This window comes from Streptomyces sp. NPDC046870, assembly GCF_040704595.1.
Taxonomy (GTDB): domain Bacteria; phylum Actinomycetota; class Actinomycetes; order Streptomycetales; family Streptomycetaceae; genus Streptomyces; species Streptomyces argyrophylli.
Genome location: NZ_JBEYXM010000005.1, coordinates 14109 through 33360, shown reverse-complemented (window position 1 = coordinate 33360; position 19252 = coordinate 14109). Strand labels below are relative to the sequence as shown.

The 19252-nt window shown below is 70.6% G+C and carries 14 protein-coding genes and 3 pseudogenes; 11 read left to right on the top strand and 6 right to left on the bottom strand.

All coding sequences use genetic code 11. The features are described 5' to 3' along the window. Window positions 1-420: 420 nt before the first annotated feature. From AB0946_RS13585 to AB0946_RS13555, 7 genes and pseudogenes are all read left to right on the top strand, one after another. Complete coding sequence (locus tag AB0946_RS13585) at window positions 421-1254, top strand: enoyl-CoA hydratase/isomerase family protein (protein ID WP_366760735.1); 834 nt, start codon at window positions 421-423, stop codon at window positions 1252-1254. A gap of 1088 nt (window positions 1255-2342) precedes the next feature. Next, complete coding sequence (locus tag AB0946_RS13580) at window positions 2343-3479, top strand: NAD(P)/FAD-dependent oxidoreductase (RefSeq protein ID WP_366760734.1); 1137 nt, start codon at window positions 2343-2345, stop codon at window positions 3477-3479. A gap of 467 nt (window positions 3480-3946) precedes the next feature. Next, a pseudogene (locus AB0946_RS13575) lies at window positions 3947-4940 on the top strand (PP2C family protein-serine/threonine phosphatase); the annotation flags it as partial. Between the two features lie 166 nt (window positions 4941-5106). After that, window positions 5107-5772: an HAD family hydrolase gene (locus AB0946_RS13570; RefSeq protein WP_366760733.1), complete on the top strand. Its 666-nt coding sequence runs from the start codon at window positions 5107-5109 to the stop codon at window positions 5770-5772. Between the two features lie 224 nt (window positions 5773-5996). After that, window positions 5997-8108, top strand: a complete 2112-nt coding sequence (gene tkt, locus AB0946_RS13565; RefSeq protein WP_366761084.1) for a transketolase — start codon at window positions 5997-5999, stop codon at window positions 8106-8108. Window positions 8109-8422: 314 nt separating this feature from the next. Further along, a pseudogene (locus tag AB0946_RS13560) lies at window positions 8423-8607 on the top strand (hypothetical protein); the annotation flags it as partial. Window positions 8608-8667: 60 nt separating this feature from the next. Next, entirely contained in the window at window positions 8668-9123 is a 456-nt protein-coding gene (locus AB0946_RS13555; protein ID WP_366761083.1) for a hypothetical protein, read from the top strand. 380 nt (window positions 9124-9503) lie between these two features. On the opposite strand, the gene AB0946_RS13550 is transcribed toward AB0946_RS13555, so the two are convergent. Both AB0946_RS13550 and AB0946_RS13545 read right to left on the bottom strand, forming a co-directional pair. Beyond that, a complete protein-coding gene (locus tag AB0946_RS13550) occupies window positions 9504-9752 on the bottom strand; it encodes a helix-turn-helix transcriptional regulator (RefSeq protein ID WP_366760732.1) in 249 nt (82 codons plus the stop codon). Beyond that, window positions 9752-10336 (bottom strand): DUF2975 domain-containing protein, encoded by a 585-nt coding sequence (locus tag AB0946_RS13545; protein WP_366760730.1) that lies wholly within the window; start codon window positions 10334-10336, stop codon window positions 9752-9754. Before AB0946_RS13545 ends, AB0946_RS13550 begins: the two co-directional genes overlap by 1 nt. A gap of 300 nt (window positions 10337-10636) precedes the next feature. Between AB0946_RS13545 and AB0946_RS13540 the strand changes: the two genes are divergently transcribed. The 4 genes and pseudogenes from AB0946_RS13540 to AB0946_RS13525 all read left to right on the top strand — a co-directional run. Then, complete coding sequence (locus AB0946_RS13540) at window positions 10637-10933, top strand: NUDIX domain-containing protein (RefSeq protein WP_366761082.1); 297 nt, start codon at window positions 10637-10639, stop codon at window positions 10931-10933. Between the two features lie 260 nt (window positions 10934-11193). Continuing rightward, window positions 11194-11589 (top strand): hypothetical protein, encoded by a 396-nt coding sequence (locus AB0946_RS13535; protein WP_366760729.1) that lies wholly within the window; start codon window positions 11194-11196, stop codon window positions 11587-11589. A 925-nt stretch (window positions 11590-12514) separates the two neighbouring features. Further along, a complete protein-coding gene (locus AB0946_RS13530; RefSeq protein WP_366760728.1) occupies window positions 12515-14122 on the top strand; it encodes a glycosyltransferase family 39 protein in 1608 nt (535 codons plus the stop codon). Window positions 14123-14354: 232 nt separating this feature from the next. Continuing rightward, window positions 14355-14516 (top strand): annotated as a pseudogene (locus tag AB0946_RS13525) (IS3 family transposase); the annotation flags it as partial. Window positions 14517-14834: 318 nt separating this feature from the next. On the opposite strand, the gene AB0946_RS13520 reads toward AB0946_RS13525, so the two are convergent. From AB0946_RS13520 to AB0946_RS13505, 4 genes are all read right to left on the bottom strand, one after another. Next, entirely contained in the window at window positions 14835-15239 is a 405-nt protein-coding gene (locus AB0946_RS13520) for a CU044_2847 family protein (protein ID WP_366760727.1), read from the bottom strand. A gap of 172 nt (window positions 15240-15411) precedes the next feature. Then, complete coding sequence (locus AB0946_RS13515; RefSeq protein ID WP_366760726.1) at window positions 15412-16665, bottom strand: hypothetical protein; 1254 nt, start codon at window positions 16663-16665, stop codon at window positions 15412-15414. A gap of 28 nt (window positions 16666-16693) precedes the next feature. Then, complete coding sequence (locus AB0946_RS13510; RefSeq protein ID WP_366760725.1) at window positions 16694-17614, bottom strand: hypothetical protein; 921 nt, start codon at window positions 17612-17614, stop codon at window positions 16694-16696. A 152-nt stretch (window positions 17615-17766) separates the two neighbouring features. After that, window positions 17767-19233 carry a VWA domain-containing protein gene (locus tag AB0946_RS13505; RefSeq protein WP_366760724.1) on the bottom strand — a complete coding sequence of 489 codons (1467 nt, stop codon included), beginning with the start codon at window positions 19231-19233 and terminating at the stop codon, window positions 17767-17769. Window positions 19234-19252 lie beyond the last annotated feature (19 nt).

Sequence of the window (19252 nt, the reverse complement as noted above, 5' to 3'; positions counted from 1 at the left end):
GGCCGAACGGCCCGACCCGGCCAGGGCCCCAAGCTCCGGGTACGCCGGGCCCCCTTCCTGCGGGCGCGGCTCTGGTCGGGGCCGACGAGCGAGTCGACTCGGTCATACCGCCGGTGAGCGAGGGGCTCACCATCACCGGCGCCGCTGACGCGCACCCCGCCGGCGCCATGGCGGGCGAACGGCAGCGGCCTCAACGCCCCGGCCGGCGTGGCTGCCGGCCGGGGCCGAACCCATGAAGCGTGCGGTCGTGAAAGGGTGGTCGCGTACGCCAGTCCGCGGATGGCGCACCTGTTGCTCAGCTGCTGACCACCGAGCGGTACACGTGGCCCCGACCCGGCACCGCCGGGCCTCCCGTACACCTCGCCTCGTTCGTATGACCTGCTTCCAGACGACACGAGTGCAAGCCAAGGAGACGGATCCGTGAACGAATGGACCCATTTCTCCGTGACCGCCGAGACCAGGCGGCTGTGGAGGATCACATTCGACAGCCCACCGATCAACCTGGTGTCCCCGGAGATGATCAAGGAGCTTCCGAGGCTTGTCGACCAGATGGAGGCTGCTTCGGAGCTGCGGGTGGCCGTGTTCGAGTCGGCGAACCCCGACTACTTCCTGAACCACTACGACACCACCCGGGTAGCCGAGACTCCCAAGGAACCGGGCGCAAGCGGATACCCGCTGCTGATCGATGCCGGCACCCGCCTGTCACGCCTGCCCGTCGTCTCGATCGCCAAGGTCCGGGGCCGGGTCAGAGGCGTGGGCAGCGAGATGATCCAGGCGATGGACATGCGTTTCGCCAGTGAACGCGCGCTGTTCTGCCAGCCCGAGACGGCCAACGGCAACCTGCCAGGCGGAGGCGGCCTCGAACATCTGCCGCTGCTGCTCGGCCGTGCCCGGGCATTGGAGGTGGCCCTGTCCAGCGACGACTACCCGGGCGAGCTGGCGGAGCGGTACGGCTGGGTCAACCGCACCGTCCGCGACGACGAACTCGATATGCTCGTCGACACGCTCGCCCGCCGAATCGCCTCCTTCGACAAAGAATCGATCGCCGCGGTGAAGCAGCAAATCAACCGGTACACGCTGCCGTCAGCAGAGGATCTGCAGTCCTCCTACGACCTGTACACGCACTCCTTCGGCTGGCCAGGGTCCAAGCGCAGGCTTCCGGCCGCGCTCGCCGCAGGACGCAACCAGCCGGGCGACTACGAGATGCGCCTGGGCTACCACCTCGGCCACCAGCCAGAGGAAGACACACGGTGAGACCCTGTCCCCGGACCGGCCCGGCAGCGCCCGGGAGCTCGGCGGCTGACAAGTGGCTCCGCCTCGGCGCAGGGCGATCTGATCCTCAGCGTGCTCCCGGGCCTGGTGTTCCTCCGTGTGCCTGCCCTGATCGTGCTCGCCTCTACGGTCAAGCTCGCCCACCACGCGTGACCCCGCCGAGACGACTCGAAGAGCGCCCTCACGGGGGTTCCAGCCCTTCCTCCGCCTGCTGTCGCGCACGGGTCACACCACCCGGGCCTGGCTGATCGAGGCGGCGAACCGCTCCACAACCGGGATCGCTCGACCAAGCCCTCCGCCGGCAAGCGCCCGCAGCAACGGTGAGCCGATCACCACCCCGGCGACATCGCACCGCCCAGCCAGCAGATGCGGCCAGCTCAGGGGTGGAGATGCCGATGCCGGTGAGTACCGGTGTCGTCGGCGCCATGCGCCGAGTTGCTCCGACAAACGAGGCCGGATCGTTGAGAGGTCGACTCGGAGACATGGTCGGCAACGACACCGTCGGTGCTCCTCGTGTCCGAGCGTCGAGGTGGCGAGGCGGAACAGGGCATCACCTAGCACGCATCGGACCCGGGTGACGCCCAGCACACCCGCACACCGGATCCGCAGCCCGGCCGCCACCTGCTCTGCCTGCCGTGGGCCTCCGGCAGCCCGCCACCGATGCCCCCAGCACCCCAGCCTGAACCGTGAGCCGACCCTGGCGGTCCTGCCGGGGGGGGGGCAGTTCGCTGGCTATGACTGCTTCCCGCCGGGACCGGGCAACAGGCGACCCCCGCGTCCGCGCACCCTGCCCAGCTGACTCTTCACCCACACGGCAGGCTGACGCCGCCTCGACTCACCCTCCCCGCTCCTGCTGAGGCTCCTTGAAGACGGCCATCACCGCTCGTCGTCACCACTTGGTTGTGAGCTCAACCAGGGGAACGTGTCCACCTGACAGGAATCTGACCTTCTGTCAGTGGCATATCGGGGCAGTGTCGGTCGGATGTCGGTGGCTTGTCGGCGAGGGCTGGCACCTTTCCAGGGACGGCCGGCCGGAGCTCACCGGGTGGCCTGATCCAGAAGGAGCCATCATGCACACCCCAGTCACCATTGTTGGCGCCGGACTCGGCGGACTCACACTGGCCCGCGTCCTGCACGTTCACGGAATCCCGGTCACGGTCTACGAGGCGGAGTCCTCTCCCTTGGCGCGCGGGCAGGGCGGGTTGCTCGACATCCACGACTACAACGGGCAGCTCGCCCTCAAGGCGGCCGGGCTGATGGAGGAGTTCCACGCCATCGTTCTGGAGGGCCGCCAGGCGCTGCGAGTCCTCGATCCGGACGGGACGGTGCTGCTCGACCAGGCCGACGACGGCACGGGCGGGCGCCCCGAGGTGCAGCGCGGTGACCTGCGGCAGGTCCTGCTCGACTCGCTCCCGGCAGGCACCGTGCGGTGGGGGCACAAGGTCAGCCGCACCCGTGCCCTCGGCGGAGGGCGCCACGAGGTGACGTTCGCCAACGGCGGCACCGCCGTCACCAGCCTGCTGGTCGGCGCGGACGGCGCGTGGTCACGGGTCCGGCCGCTGCTGTCCACCGCCACACCCGAGTACATCGGCAAATCGGTCGTCGAGACCTACCTGTTCGACGCCGGCACACGGCACCCGGCCGCCGCGAAAGCGGTCGGCGGCGGGATGCTGATCGCTCCCTCACCGGGCAGGGAAATCTTCGCTCACCGGGAAAAGGACGATACTCTGCACGCCTACGTGGGCCTGTCCGAGCCGCAGGATTGGTTCGCCGCCATCGATTTCGCCGATGCCGCCAAGGCCATCGCGCGGATCGTGCGGGAATTCGACGGCTGGGCGCCGGAGCTCACCGCACTGATCACCGACAGCGACGTCGCACCGGTCTGGCGCCCCCTCTACGCTCTGCCGACCGGGCACCGGTGGGACCGGGTGCCCGGGGCTACCTTGCTCGGCGACGCCGCCCACCTCGCGGCTCCCAACGGCGAGGGCGCCAACCTGGCCATGCTCGACGGCGCCGAGCTCGGGGAAGCCCTCGCCGCGCATCCCGACGACATTGAAACGGCGCTCACCGAGTACGAGCAGACCATGTTCCGCCGCAACGCCGAGACCGTCACCGACGAGATGCCCGGGATCGACTCCGCCGACAACACAGCCCACGGCCTGATCAACATGTTCACCGAGAAGGGCCAGCAGTCAAGCACAAACTGATGCGGCGCTTGGTGCCAGCGCCTCCGTGGTGGCCACTGGGCGGCATGGAACAGCTGTGCCAGGGCCTGCGGGTGGCGGGTGGAGACGTATCGACCGCCCATGCGACCACTCTCTCACCGCCGCGCCGGCCGCTCGACCAAGCGCCGGGCAGTGGAGTCCCGTTGGGTCCATCAGCTCTATGGGCGCGTGAGCGTGATCCGGTCGGGATGCATCGAGGACTGGTTGCCGATGGTGGCGGTGCGGCCGTCGGTCTGCTCGCGGGCCGCCGTGGCGAGGATCCGGTCGGCCAGTGCGATGTGGCACAGTCGCCGGTCGACATCAGCGCGCGTCGTTGCCGGCAGCGAGGGTCGCTTAGGTGAGCTCGCTTCGCTTGCGGGCCAGTGCGAGCGTGTCCAGCAGGCACAGGGCGGCTACGACCGCGGCGAAGGGTCCACGAGGAGGAGGCGACACCGCAGGAACAGGCCGTTGATCAGGTTCCGCTGGCGGGCAGCGTGTATGACGAGGTCCTGCGCACTCAGAAGTCGGTGGTGGCACCGGAGGACGGACGACGGGGGCAGCGGGTGCTCGCCCCGGTCACCAACCGCGGCGACGCCATCGGGGTGCTGGAGCTCTACCTCACCCACGTCACCCAGGACGTGCTGGAGCAGGTGGAAGAGGCCGCGCACGCGCTGGCGTACGTCGTCGTCACCAACCGCCGCTTCACAGACCTATTCCACTGGGGCAACCGCACCGCCTCGGTCAGCCTGGCAGCGGGGATCCAACGCCAGCTCTTGCCCTCGGCCCCCACCTGCCAGGCCCCCCGAGTTCGCCCTCGCCGGCGCCTTGGTCCCGGCCTCCGACATCGCCGGCGACACCTACGACTGCAGCCTCGACGAGGACACCCTGCACCTGTCCATCACCGACGCCATGGGTCACGACGTCGACGCCTCCCTCCTGGCCACCCTGGCGGTCAATGCCTCCCGTGGCGCCGGCACCGACCTCGCCGAGCAGGCCCGTCGGCGCCTCGACCCACCAAGCCCTCCTTGACCATGGCCGCCGCGCCTTCCCGACCGGCCAGATGCTGCGCATCGCCCTGGACGGCACCAGCGCCCAGCTCGTCAACGCCGGCCACCTTTGGCCATCACGGTTGTGCGACGGCACCGTCGAGGAGATCAAGCTGCGCGTGGATCTTCCCTTCGGCGTCTCCTGGCAGGGTGCCGACCGGGTGGAGGACCTCGACCTGCGCCCCGGCGACCGCCTCGTATGTGCCACCGACGGCATGCAGGATCGCCAAGCGAAAATCGTCGACCTGCCCCGCTCCTTCGTGACACCGCCGCCGAGCACGTCCGCGAGGCCATGCGCGCTATGGTCACCGCGGTCACCGAAGCGTGCGACGGCCACGTGGAAGATGACGCCACCGTCCTGTGCCTGGACTGGTACGGCCCCCACTCCGAAAGACGCACCGCGAAGGCCGGTGCGTGACCTGGCCATGCCATGGCCGGTGGGCGGGGCGAGGGCGTGTCCGAGACGAGAATGAAATGGTCACACCCGCTGAGCAACAGTGGCGAGAGCTGTAACCGTACCGACGATCGGCTTGTCGGTTCCGCGGTCTCCGTGTGGGTACCTCGCCGGCGGGTAGCCGGTGAGCGTGACCGCATCCGCCATCGCCGTCCTCGACATCGACGGGACACTTGTCGACTCCAACTACCACCACGCCCTCGCCTGGTACCGGGCACTGCGCTCGGTGGGCGAGATCTATCCGGTGTGGCGGCTGCACCGGCTGATCGGGATGGGCGGGGACCAGGTGGTCACCGCTGTCGGTGGCGAGGAACTGGAGCGTCGGGTGGGCGACCGGGCCAGGGAGCAGCAGGGCAGGGAGGTCGACAAGCTGCTGGAGGAGATGGCGCCGTTGCCCGGTGCTCGCGACCTCCTCGTGGGCGTCAAAGAGCGCGGTCACCGGCTGGTGCTGGCCAGCTCTGCTCAGCAGCGTCACGTAGAGGTCTTCTTGGACATGCTGGACGCCCGTGACATCGTCGACGACTGGACCACCAGCGCCGATGTGGAGGTCTCCAAGCCGGCGCCGGATCTGCTGCAGGTGGCGCTGAAGAAGCTGGGAGCGCCGCCCGACGCGTCGAGTGTGATGGTCGGCGACTCGGTGTGGGACGTTGAGGCGGCCAAGAGAGCGGGGATGCCGGCGATCGTCGTCCGTTCCGGCGGCTTCGGGGACGACGAGCTGCGGAAGGCCGGCGCCATCGCCCTCTACGACACCCCCGGCGACCTCGCGAAGGCACTGGACGACACCCCACTCGCCTGACGCCCCCACCGTCGCCGGACCCGCCCGATTGCGGTGCCCGATACCGGCCGCGCGGTGAAAAGCATCTACCGTCCCACCCCAAGGGAGTACCGCCACCCATGACCGCCAATGAGGCAGACCACGCCACCGAGGCGAAGAGCACCCGCCCCGAGGCTCCAGCCGAGGCCGCGAGCGACGCGCCCACCGGCAGCCCCTTCCGGCCGCACCCCACCCTCCCTGAGGGGATGGGCGATCTCGACCGCCGCGCGATCGACACCGTGCGCGTGCTGGCGATGGATGCCGTACAGAAGACCGGCAACGGCCACCCCGGCACCGCGATGAGCATGGCCCCCACCGCCTACCTGCTGTTCCAGAAGTGGCTGCGCCACGACCCGGGCGATCCGAACTGGGTCGGCCGTGACCGCTTCGTGCTCTCGATGGGGCACTCGAGCCTCACCTTGTACATCCAGCTCTTCCTCTCCGGCTACGGCCTGGACCTGGCCGACCTTCAGGCGCTGCGCACCTGGGGCTCCGCGACCCCGGGCCATCCCGAGGTCAACCACACACCGGGGGTGGAGACGACGACCGGCCCGCTCGGCCAGGGCGTCGGCAACGCCGTCGGCATGGCGATGGCCGCCCGCCGCGAGCGCGGTCTGCTGGACCCCGACGCCCCCGAGGGCGAGAGCGTCTTCGACCACACGATCTGGGCGTTCGCCTCCGACGGCGACCTGGAGGAGGGCGTCAGCGGCGAGGCGTCATCGCTGGCCGGCACTCAGGAGCTGGGCAATCTGGTCCTGGTCTACGACGCCAACCGGATCTCGATCGAGGACGACACCGACGTCGCGTTCACCGAGGACGTCGGCAAGCGGTACGAGGCTTACGGCTGGCACGTGCAGCACGTCGACGACGGCGAGGACCTGGCCGCGGTCGACCGCGCGCTGGCCGCTGCCCGGGCCGAGACCGGCCGCCCGTCGCTGATCGTGCTGCACACGATCATCGGCTGGCCCGCGCCGAACAAGCAGAACACCGGCGCCGCCCACGGATCCGCGCTGGGCGAGGACGAGGTCCGGGCGACCAAGGAGATCCTCGGCTTCGACCCCGACAAGACCTTCGAGGTCGACCCGGAGGTGCTCGAGCACGCCCGCCGGGTCGCCGAGCGCGGCGCGCAGGCGCACGCGACGTGGCAGCAGCGCTTCGACGCGTGGCGGGCCGGCAACCCCGACGGTGCCGCGCTGCTTGAGCGGCTGTCCACCCGTCGGCTGCCGCAGGGTTGGGCGGACGACCTGCCGGTCTGGGACGCCGACCCGAAGGGCGTGGCGACCCGGAAGGCTTCCGGCGAGGTCCTCGCCGCCCTGTACCCGGTCCTGCCGGAGCTGTGGGGTGGTTCGGCCGACCTGGCGGAGAGCAACAACACCGCGGTCAAGGGGGAGGCTTCGTTCCTGCCCGAGAACCGGCAGACCAAGATGTGGTCGGGTGGCCCGTACGGGCGCACGCTGCACTTCGGCGTCCGCGAGCACGCCATGGGCGCGATCATGAACGGCATCGCGCTGCACGGCGGGACCCGCGTGTACGGCGGCACGTTCCTCACCTTCTCCGACTACATGCGCGGTGCGGTGCGGCTGGCCGCGCTCATGCAGCTCCCGGTCACCTACGTGTGGACGCACGACTCCATCGGGCTGGGCGAGGACGGCCCCACCCACCAGCCCATCGAGCACTACGCGGCGCTGCGGGCCATCCCCGGCCTGGACTTCGTCCGCCCGGCCGACGCCAACGAGACCGCGGTGGCCTGGCGCACCATCCTCGAACACAACGACCGCCCGGCCGGACTCGCCCTGTCCCGGCAGAACCTGCCCGTCTTCGACCGCACACAGTTCGCATCGGCGGAGGGCGTCGCCCGGGGCGGCTACGTGCTGGCCGAAGCCTCCAGCGGCAGCCCTGAGGTCATTCTGATCGGCACTGGAAGCGAGGTGCAGATCGCCGTCGCCGCCCGGGAGACGCTGGAGGCCGACGGCATCCCCACGAGGGTCGTGTCACTGCCGTGCTGGGAGTGGTTCGCGGCCCAGGACCGGGCCTACCGCGAGCAGGTGCTGCCGCCTGCGGTGCGCGCCCGGGTCAGCGTCGAGGCTGGCGTGCCCATGGGCTGGCGGGAGTTCGTCGGCGACGCCGGCCGCATCGTCGGCCTCAACCACTATGGCGCCAGCGCGGCCTACACCGTGCTGTACGAGCAGTTCGGGCTCACCGCGGACGCGGTCGTCGCCGCGGCCCGGGAGAGCCTTGCCGCCGTCGCGGCACCGCCGCTAGGCCCCACCGGCCCGGACAGCGCAGGCGTCCTGCACGAGCCCACCGGCGATCGCTGACCCGCCTGCCCCGCCCACGGCGGGGCGGGGCAGGCGCGGCGGACAGCGCCGACGGGTCGCCGCCGGGCGTCAAGCGTGCGCCGCACCGGTCGGACTCCGCAGCAGGTCGCTGAAGCGGCGCTCCCCGAAGCCTGCCCCGGTACCCTCCGCCGGTGCCGTCCGGTGCGGTCGGCGATCGTGGGCGTCGGGATGTTCGACGAGGGCGCGACCCACGACAGACCGGTGGCGGCCGGGAGCCGTGGCCCGCCGCGACGCCGTGACGGCGGTGGCTGAGGCGTGTGTGCGCTCCGCGGCGGACGCGCTGCTGAGCCCGCCTGGCGCCGATCGTCGTGCACCGGCCCTCCCTCCCGGGCGGCCGGAGAGTCACCGTGCACCGCCACGGCCATGACAAGGTCCTGGTGGTGTTCTTCGAAAGCGTCGGTGTGACTGACCCTGATGCGCTCCTGGACGATCCCGGTGGGTTCAGTGGCGCGGTGGTCCCGCGCACGAGTTCAGCGCCCTGCGTACCTGCTTCTGCCCCCGGTGTGTCACTCAGCCAGGTCAGGACTCGAACGAAGCCGTGTCGGACGACGTCGATTCGTTCATTAGAGTGAGCCGCATGGACATGCGGAGGATCGTCGCGGTGCTGGCCGAGGAAGCCGAGCAACAGATCCATGACCAGGTGTGGCAGCTGACTCCGAGCGAGCGTGCTCTCGCTCACGAGACTGAGGCCGGCCTGCGCAAAGTTGTCGGGCCGCCGGATGTCCAGGAGGCGTTGCGGCAGATCGACCGGCTCGAACACCTGCGGGAAACGCTCGCCGTCCTGGCGATCTCCCTGGCTCGCACTCACGGCCGCATGGCCTGGTTCCTCTCCGGTGCCATCAACGCGCTCGAACCGGTTCTGCGCTGGCGTGCCCTGCCTGCTGATCGTGGTGGCACCTTTGGCACAGTCCTTGCGAGTCCTGAGGAATACACGGAGGCGGAGGAGGCCGTCCGCCGAATCCAGGACAGCCTTGCGCGGATCGCTGCCGGGTAAGTCGGCCCGTGCTCAGGGCTGCGGTTCCGGCGGGGGGGCAAGGCCAAGCTGACGGCCCTGCCCTTGAGAACGACCAGTACCACTGGGCTTCTATGGATGCCAGCTGTCCGCTTCGGCGGGTGATTGGCCTGCGCAGCAGGGTGATCGCGGCGCTTATGAGCGATCGAACGTCACCTACTCACACCGGGCGCCCGTACACCTCGGCGGAGATCGAACGACGGCTGGCCGTAGTGACTCCGAAGCGATGAACATCTGCTGTCGGTTGTCGTGAGCAGGGCCAGGTGCGCGCGGTGCGGTTCATCGGGCGCACCGGTTCGCGCGCCGACGATGCCGTGCGACCGCACCGCATCAGAGTGGAGCCCACTGAGCCTTCGCCTCTGTCAGAGTCGTCGGCTCTGGGTCGGCTCGGCGAAGTCGTGGGTGATCAGGTCTCCCGGTTGGCACCGCAAGACCTCGCAGATCCTCGACAGGGTCGAGAAGCGGATGGCCCTGGCCCGCCCGTTCTTCAGTACGGACAGGTTCACGACGGTGATACCCACCTGCGCGGACAGTTCGGTGAGTGTCATGCCGCGTTCGGCGAGAAGGTGGTCGAGGTGAATCCGGATCGCGTGAGGCTCCTCTTCGGGCATCAGATGGTCCCTTCGAGGTCCTCTCGCATGCGGACGCCTTCGCGCATGATCTTCCCCATGATCACCGCGGCGAGGCCGGCAAGGACGAGTACGAGCGGCCCGGAGACCGTCGGCCCGGAACCCACGATCGGCGCCATGCTCCCGACAAGCCAGGACCGCGACCAGCCGACGATGAGGCCGGCCAGCGGCGTGCCCGCGGTAACGAACCAGCCGAGGACGGAAAGCCGGTGTGCCACCACCTCGGTGAACGGCCCCTGCTGCAGGACCGCCTTGAGTAGCCGGGAGAAGAGCACCAGCGCGAGCGCACCGAACAACAGCCAGGGCAGTTCACCCCCGAGGTCGGCGGCGCGCTGACCCGTCGAGGGACTGCCCTGACACAGGCGCGTGGCACTGCTGGACACCTTCACGCCCGTGCCCACCGGCAGTGGACCCGCCAGTGAGGCGTTGTGCCAGAAGTCCGTCCGCACGCAGACCGCCCCGTCATCGAGCATTTGCGTGACCCCTGTGCCGATGAAAGCGACCCCGCAGAGCAAGGCCAGCAGAAAGGTCGCCGAGGCCAGGGTCCTCGTGAGTCGCGTGTTCATTACATCCCTACCTATCGACTTTCGATAGGCCCAAGATAGAAGAACATATCGATATTCGACAAGCTCGTGGTCGCCGACGAGACCGGCCAGCGGGCTGGAAGGTCGGCTGATCACTGCCTCTCGCCAGACGAGACGGCCTGGGCGGGACCGTGCACGCCTTCCGGCGGTGATCGCGGATCTACCCGGCGACGGGCCGCGAGGGGTACGTGCCGGTGGCGTTCGTGTGCACCGGGGAGACCGAAGCTCAGCGCGCCAGCCGGATCCAATGCCTGGAGCGGCCGGCTGTACCGGGTCGTCGTGATGGTGTGTCGTGATGAGCATGGGCGGATCCTCGTTCACCGGCGGTCGGAGCAGTTGTCGCGTTTCCCCCGGTTCTACGAGGCCGTAGTCGGTGGCGCCGTGGATGTCGGTGAGTCCTGTGAACAGGCGGCCGCGCGGGAGCTGGCGGAAGAACTGGGCGTTCGTGTGCTGTCGCGCTTGCTGTTGACGTTCCTCGACCGCGGTGGTTTGAGCCCTCACTGGCTCGGCCTGCACCAGGCCCTGGTGCAGGCGCCGTGGTCGTTGGTCCCGTTGAGGTCGCCTGGTATGGCTGGCTGACCGAGCCGGGACTGCGGTCGGCCCTGCTGGAGTTGTGCTTCACACCCGACAGCCATGAAGTCTTCAGCCGGTATCTCGCGTTCCGGACCGCGCGGTCCTGACCTTGCCCGCTTCTGGGCCTGGGGTGTCTGCTTGCAGCCAAGCACGGAACACGTCGACGGCGATGCGTGCTCGGCGCTTCAATGGCCAGGTCCGGGGGACATTGACGACAATCATCGCGATTGTCGGCACCCGTTGGAGCGCACCACCAGGAGGAGCCAGTGTCATACCCTCAACCGCTCACCCCCGAGGAGAAACTCGCCGATGCGAAGAAGCAGCTGAGCCTCCCGCGTATCGTCGTGATCTGCGGTTCCACCCGTTTCATGACCGAGATGGCCGAGGCCGATCTGCAGGAGACCGTAGCCGGAAAGATTGTCGTCAAGCCGGGTTGCGACATGAAGTCGCCGCACGAACTTTGGTCCGGTCCTGTCGAGGCCGAGGCGCTGAAGACTCGACTCGACGATCTGCACCGAGCGAAGATCCGGCTCGCTGATGAGGTGCTCGTAGTCGGTGACTACATCGGAGACAGCACCCGAGCCGAGATCGCCTACGCCCGGTCGCTGGGCAAACCCGTGCGGTTCACGCACCCCGAGGTCGACCCCAACCCCGACCCCTGACCGCCCACCCCCACACCCTTCACGCCGGCGTGGGGTGTTCCGCTGGCCTACGTCCTTCACTTCCCGGGGACCGCGTTCTCCCCGCCGGCGCGGGGGTGTTGCCTCGCCGACCGAGGCGAGGACGGTCAGAACGGCGTTGTGCCCGCCGTCGCGTCCTGCCTGTCGGCCGTCGTGCCGTCGCCCGGGGCCCCGCCTGAACTGTCGGCCGCTGGCTTCCGCGCTCGCCCCCGTCCGCCGCCGCCCGTCGGCTGTCGGCCGCGGGCCGTCGGGTCATCGGCTACCGGTCCGGGCGCCCGCCGGTTCCTGTCGCCACCGTCCGCCCGTACCCGCCGCCACCTTCATGCCGCCGAGCCCATGCGCCCGTTGCTGCCGCCCCGGCGTTCTCGGTCCTCGGCTGTGCCGTGCCGCTGCTCGCCCTGCGCCCCGGACCAGCGAGCTGCCGGCAAGCCGGCCGCACCGCTGCGGCCGCGCGTCGGCCTCCCGATCGACCCAGCGCCCGGCCGCGCCGGTGCCGTGCCTCCCGCCCTGGCCGTCCGCCCGCGTGGGCGCGCCGCGTCTTCCCGCCCCGTTCCTCGCCGTCGCCTGCGCACCAGCCCGGGCCGCAACGTGGTCTCACGGCTTTCCCGAACGGGGTCGCTGCCGCCTTTGCGTCACCGTAGGTGCCGGACCGGGGCGGGCCGGGAGTCTCTACCGGACTGGTGCCGGGAGCGTGTCGACTATCCGAGGTCGAACCGTCGAAGGCGCGGGGTCGCCGGTGGGACTCCGTCGAGGCCCCCGAACACGCACACAGGACTGGGGCAGCCGGTATGTTCGGTCAGGTGCCGGTTGATCGGCACAACTCGGCTCAGAATGACAGGGGTTGGTTGTGAGGGGGCCTGTTACGCCGGTCGTCGAGCTCCGGCGTTATCGGTCTTTACTCGCGCGCTTGGAGTCGTTGCTGTCTCTGCTCCGGGATGCTGGGGCGGCGGTGTTCCGCATTCTGGAGACTCGGGCGGCACACGACCTGCAGCATCCGCTCCATGATGAGCATCGTCTGAACCGTTGGTATCGGCGGCTGCTCACGGTCCTTCCCGTGTCGCTGGTCGGGCTTGTATGTCTTTGGAAGCTTGACCGTGACGCTTCGTCCTGGCGGGACGAGACCGTGAGTTATGCGGTCGGAAGGCGCTCTCTTGGCGAGTTGTGGCATTTGGTGCACAACATCGATGCTGTCCATGGCTTGTACTACTTTCTGGCGCACCTCGTGCTTGCGGTGTGGGACGACGGTGTTCTGACGCTGCGAGCGGTGTCGGTGCTCGGCACGTTGACTGCTGTTCTGGGGGTCCACGCCATCGGTAGCAGGCTCGGTGATCCGGTGACCGGGTTTATGGCCGGGGCAGCGTTCCTGTGTGTCCCGCAGGTGCAGTTCTACACGCAAGAGGCCCGCTCGTATGCTTTGGTGAGTGCGGCGGTCGTGTGGGCGACGTGGTTCTTCGTGCGCGCGCTGCAGGACGAGCGACGACGCTGGTGGGTCGGGTATGCAGCGTTGCTCCTGCTGGCCGGTTGGCTGCATGTCTTCGCCTTGCTGGTCGTTCTCGCGCATGCCGTGACGCTCTGGCGCAGTGGCCGGGTGCGCCGCCTCGGGTGGCGCTGGGGGCTGGTGATCACCTGTGTCGGTTGTGCCGTGGCTCCGCTGGCCGTGGTCAGCGCTGGTCAGGCGTCCGCGCAGCTGGACTGGCTCGGCCGTCCGAGTCTGCAGGACTGGCTGGGATTCGTGGTTCCCGCCGCCGTGGCAACCGCCCTGGGAGTCTCGTTCCGGCGGCAGGCCCAAGGGGCGCCCCGGGCAGTGACGCTTCCCGCGATCGGTGTGCCTCTTCTGACCGTTCCGGCCGGGTTCCTGCTGACCGTGTCCCTTGTCCACCCGTGGTATGTCGACCGCTATGTCCTGTACGGCATGTCCGGGCTGGCGCTCCTGGTCGGCCAGGCCGTACGGCACTGGCAGTGGATCGTGCGAGCACAGGCGGATCCGGCGCACAGGCGGCGTCGGCTGTACGCCACAGCAGCCGCGGCCTTCGCCCTCATCTCCTCACTCGGCCCCTGGTACTGGCATCTACGCTCCCCGGTCAGTCGCACCGACACCGTGGAGAGCTACTGGGGGCTCACCGTCACCGTTCCAGGAGAACCCGAACCGGTCCTCTTCCAGCCCGCACGCCGCCGCGCGTGGGTGCTTGCCCGGCCCGCCGTCTTCGGGCCGCTCGACGACATCGCGCTGCGTCAGACGCCGGCGGCCTCAGGCACGTTGTACGGCGTCGAGGCGTCCCCTGATGTCATCCGCCGGCGCATGCTCAGGCATCGTGAGATCAACGTCCTGCGCGACCGCCCCGGCCAGCCCTTGGACCAGACCCCTGCAGAGATCACCAAGCGGGAAGTCCTACGCCGACACTACCGGCTCTGCTGGGTGATACCGGTGAACGGCGGCGAGTCGGCGATCTTCATCCGCCGTGACGCCGCAGCGACGGACCCTTTGTGCGCGCCCGCGCGCGACATCTACGACTGATCCACTCAGCATCAGTTCTACTCCCGTGCGCTGCGCCCGGTCCGGGCGAGGCCGCGGGATCCCGCCCGACCGACGACACCACGATACGGACCCTGCTGGTCGGCCGGCTCGGCCGCGACGTCGCACGCTCCGCGCCGGCTCCGGGCTTGGGGCCGACCGTGCGGAGGGCATGGCCATGTCCTCCACGCACCCACGTAAGCGGCCGCAGCGGCGCGAGGAGATCCGCCGTGGTACCGACGCCCTCGAAGCCGCCACCCGCACTCGCGGCGGCAGCCTTCACGGGGCGGTCTTCCACAGCGACAACGCAGCGCAGTACGCCTCGAAGGAGTTCGCGAAGGTGTGCCGCCGGCTCGCAGTGACCCGCTCGCGCGGCGCGGTCGGCACCAGCGCGGAGGTTTGGCTGCCGGGCCGATGTCAACCACAAGCGCGTCGTGCGGGTGATGCGCCGCATCGGCGTCCAGGGCGTGCATCTGCGCATGAAGGTCCGGGTGGCGTGTTGTGTGGTGTGTGCCGCGGCCTGCTGCGGGTGTGTGCCCAGGCCGTTCTCACGACTGCGGCACCGAGGGCATCGACGAGTTGGTACGTGGCCTGCGCGGGGAGAGTCTCCGCTGTCAGCGGGCGGAGTCTGTCCGGTGGACCGCGGTCCAGGCGTCCGCGTGCGGGCGGAGGTCCTCGCGCGCTGGCGCGCTGACTCGCCGCCCGGTGGGTCCGGTCAGCAGGACGCGGCGTCCGGGTCGTCCGGGTCGTCGTCCCGCGTGTCCGGTTCCCCCGCGGCCGTAGGCGCGGAGTCGGGGCGTGTGGCCGCGCCGCCGGACCAGCGGAGGCTGACGTCCAGGTGGGCGCCGGTCTTGGTGCCGGCGATGATCGCGCCGAGCCTGGCGTCGAGCACGACACCGAAGGTGACCTCCACCTCCTCGGGGCGGTGGGCGAGGGAGCGGAACTCGCCGATGACCTCGGCGGCGGCGGAAGTGATGGGCCGGAGCGCCTGGCGCAGGGTCCGCTCCGCGGTCTCCAGCCGACTCCCGAGGCCCACGGCCCCGGTGCCGGCCGTGCGCGCGGGCGGGGCGACCAGCACGACGGTTCCGTCGGACAGGGTGAACTGGACTGCGTCCGGCATGGGTTTCCTCCGCGAGTCGGTCTGAGGCGGTCAGGCTCGGTAGTGGGACGGGGCAGGTGCAGGTGCAGGCGCAGGGCCCAGACCAGCACCAGGGTCAGGTGGGTACGGGGCACAAGGAGGTACGGGGACACAGGCGGGTACGGGGACAGGACGGCGAGGGGCAAAGGGAGCGTCACGGGGAGGCGCACAGGCGGTCCGTGGGTACGGGGGACCGGCCGGCATCACCCAGTTTGCTCTGCAACCGGTCCAGCTTGGTCAGGAGCGTCGAGGGGTCCGGTCCGTCCTGTGTGGCGTAGGTGAGGACGGCCCGGTAGAAGGCGGCGGACACGTCGGGCGTCATCGCGTCGGCCGCGCCGAAGCACAGGGTGTGACCGGAGCCCGGCCGCAACAGGTCGGCGATCCGCTGCTGCACGCCGCCGTTGCGGTAGCGCGTCACCCGGATGTTGGCGGAGAAGGCGTAGCCTGCCGGCTGGTCCACCCAGGCCTGCTGGGCCGCGCTGCCCGCGAGATAGGCGGCGAGGGCGTCGGCGCCGGGGTTGCCGTCGGTGAACTTGCCGACGAAGTCCGCCGAGACCTCCAGCCGGCGTGTCCCGGAGGACGGCAGGAAGTCGTACTGCCCCTGCTGCACCTGCGCGGGACGAAAGCCCATCGCGGACAGCGCCCCGTGGGCGAGCGAGCATTGGGGTGGCTGCTTCATCATGCCGGCGGCGGCCGCGCTGAACACCCGCGTGGAGGCGTGCTCGGCGCTCGCACCCACCAGGTCGCGCCAGTCCCGCCAGGCCCCTGACACGTCCTTCCAGGACCGCCGACCCGACAGCCACTGCTCGTAGGTGCCCACGCCCTTCCCGGCGAGCACCAGATCGGCGATCCAGTCGGCGCCCGGCCAGCCCGAGGTCGGCCCCGACTCCAGCCCCAGGCACCAGGCACCGGAGTGCCGCCTGGAGAAGGACGCGAGGCCGGCCGGGCCGGAGGGCCTGCCGACCACCGACGGCCTGAACCACACCAGGCTCTTGACGTCCACCTTCACCGGCAGCGCGTACACCTTGTCGCCCACCTTCGTCAGGCCCTGGAACGGCTGCAGGAAGGTCTCCGCGCTCCTTCGCAGCGGCTTCAGCCCCTTGTCACGGTCCGCGTAGGTGTAGATGGCGCCGACGCTCGGCAGTATGGCCAGGTCTGGTGGCGCGCCGGCGCCCACGGCGGCGTCGAGCTGCTGGGTCAGCGCGCGGGTGACCTGGACGTTCACCCGGATGCCGGTGTTCTTCTCGAAGGTCCTGACCACGGAGTGGAAGGCCGCGAACTCGTCGCCGGACCAGGGCACCATGATCGTGACGCTGTCGTCGTGGCGGCCGCCGTCACACCCGGCCACGGCCAGGAGCAGCGAGAGGACCAGGGCGCCCCGGGTGCGGCGGAACAGCAGCCTTCTCATGACCGTCCTCGTGATCGCTCGGCCGCTCTCACGACCGCGGGAACCTGTACTCGGCGAGGCGGGGACGGTAGCCCAGCCAGGCCATGACACCGGCCGCCGTCAGCAGGATGAGCGCGCACGCCGTGGTCGCCGGTGCCGCGAACGGTGTGTGCACGGTCGGGCGGTCCGCCGCGTACCGGCACAGCGCGCTGGTCGTGACGCCGACGGCCGCGGTGGCCGGCAGCGCGAGCAGCAGATGCGGGCTGACGTACTGCCGGAAGTGGCGCGCCACGACGTCGGCCGTGGCCAGCACGCAGACGAGCATCACGGCCGTCGGCCCGAGGAGCAGGGACCAGACGTGGGCGGGGTCCAGCCACTGGGAGTTCTGCCGGCGGGCGAGTGCCTGCCGCTGCTGGTGTTCGAGATCGGCGAGCGATGTCAGCAGACCGCCCGTGTAGGGGATGGGCAGGCCGCTCGCGCGGTCCACCTCCTGCGGGGCGGTCAGCGCCTGGCGTGCGGCCTCCAGACCGGCCGGGCCGCTGCGGTCGTAGTCGCGGACCGCGGTGTCGGCCAGTTGCACACACGTGGTCAGCTGGCCCTGGACGAACTGGATCCGTATCAGGCCCTGCCGGCCGGCGGCGTTGCCCTCGGTCGCCGAGGTGACCAGGGAGTTCACGCGGGCGGTGGAGTTGGCGAACTGCGTGCCCGTGCCGATGAGGGGGACCTGCCCGTTGCCGGCGGCGTTCCGCAGCGCCGTGTCGGCCAGTGCTGCCTCACGGCTGGCGTCGTGGAGGTCGCTCACGGCCGCCTCGGTGTGCCGGGCGGCGTTGATCTGGCGGCCGGCCTGGGCCGACACCAGCAGGTACAGCAGGGCGGTGGTGAGCACCATCGCGAGCACGCCCGCCCGCAGCCAGCGCAGCACGGTGGTGGGGTGGGTCGCGCGAAGGCGTGCGTACCGGCCCGCCACCACGCCCCGTAAGGAACGGCGAGGCCCGTGTTTCCCCGCTCCGGTCGCGTCACCCGGCCCGCCCGCGCCATCGCCGGCGCCGGTACCTGCCGCGGTCCGGGCCCGAGTCCCGGTTGCTGTCCCCGTCCGGGCCCCCGCCCCCGCTTCGGCGCCGCTCACGAGGCGTCCAGCGGTGCGTCGTCCACGGGCAGGTCACCGAAGCGGTGGCCGCACTCCTCGCAGAACTTGGCGGTGCCCGTCGACGCCGTCGTACCGCAGCGCGGGCACGAGGGGGGCAGCACGCCACCCCCGGGCGGTGTCTGCGGCTCCACCGCGTCGAGCGGCGGGGCGGCGGTCCTGGTCGACTCCAGCCCGAGCCGCTGCATCTGCCCGCGGGAGGCGTCGCGGCGGACCCGCAGCAACCCGTCGGGACCGGTCACGGCGACCGAGCGCAGCAGCCGCAGCCGCACGGCGTCGCGGAGTTCCTCGGCCAGGCCCACCGCGATGCGCAGCTCCCGGTCCGCCCGGTCAAGGTCCCCGCGCTGCCGGGCGTCGGCGCAGGCCCGCATCGCCATGCCGAGTTCGCGCTCGTTCTCCACCCGCGTCAGGTCGGGGGAGCGGGGGATCCCGAGCCCGGGCGAGGCCCGCCGCCGCACCACCATGGAACGCGTCTCGCAGCACGGCCTGCGCGTCCCGTCGGGATCCTCGCAGTACAGCGTGATGCGGGCGGCCCGCAGATTCTCCTCCACGGTCAGCGTCTCGGGGGCGAACCGCAGCGACACCTGGTACTGGCGGGCCTCCTGCGGCGACCAGGAGCCGAGCGGGACGTGGATCTCGCCGTCGCGGTGCTGGCGGGCCGTCAGTTCCGCCTCGACGGGCCGTGTGCAGCGCACGAAGTCCAGCCGGAACCGCTCGTTGAGGCGCAGCCCCAGATACACCCGGGCCACGGCGATGCGCTGAGCCCGCAGCATGAGCCGGGTGAAGTCCTCGGTGAGGTCGGAGATCCGGACGACGGCCTCGGCGCCGCCGTGCAGCGCCTCGGTGATCCGCAGCAGCTCCGTGTAGTTCCAGTCCTCGCCGAGCCCGCGGGCGTCGCACACGAACCGGTCGGTGCAGGCATCCAGCACGGCGCCGAGCTGCTCCGGCGTCTCGTGCTCGTCCCTGCCGTCGGTGAAGAGCACCGCGTGACGCACCGTGCCCGGGGAGGACACGGTGGCGAACAGCCGGTCGGCGCAGGTCAGCCACTGTCCGATGGCCGTCCCGCCCTCGGCGATCTGCACGGCGACCCGCGCCTTGGCCGCCTGTCTCACGGCGGCGTCGACCCGGGCGAGGCCGCCACCGGGCGGGAAGACCACCTCGGCCTTGTGATGGCCGGCGACGATCCCCAGGTACGCGCCGTCGTGCAGGGTGTCGATGGCCGCGCACACCGCGCGCTTGGCCTCGTCCAGCTTGCCCCGGCCGGCCATGGACAGCGACCGGTCCATGATCAGGACCTCGGCCGTCGGCGCCTGCGGACCCGCACGGTCCGCGGCCTCGGCCCTGACGGTGACGAGGGCGTCCGCACGTGTCTCGTCATGGGCGAGGTCCACGGGCGCGTCCAACTCGACCGCGAAACCCAGACCCAAGGGCGACCTGTCCCCCACCGGCACCACCCTGACCGCG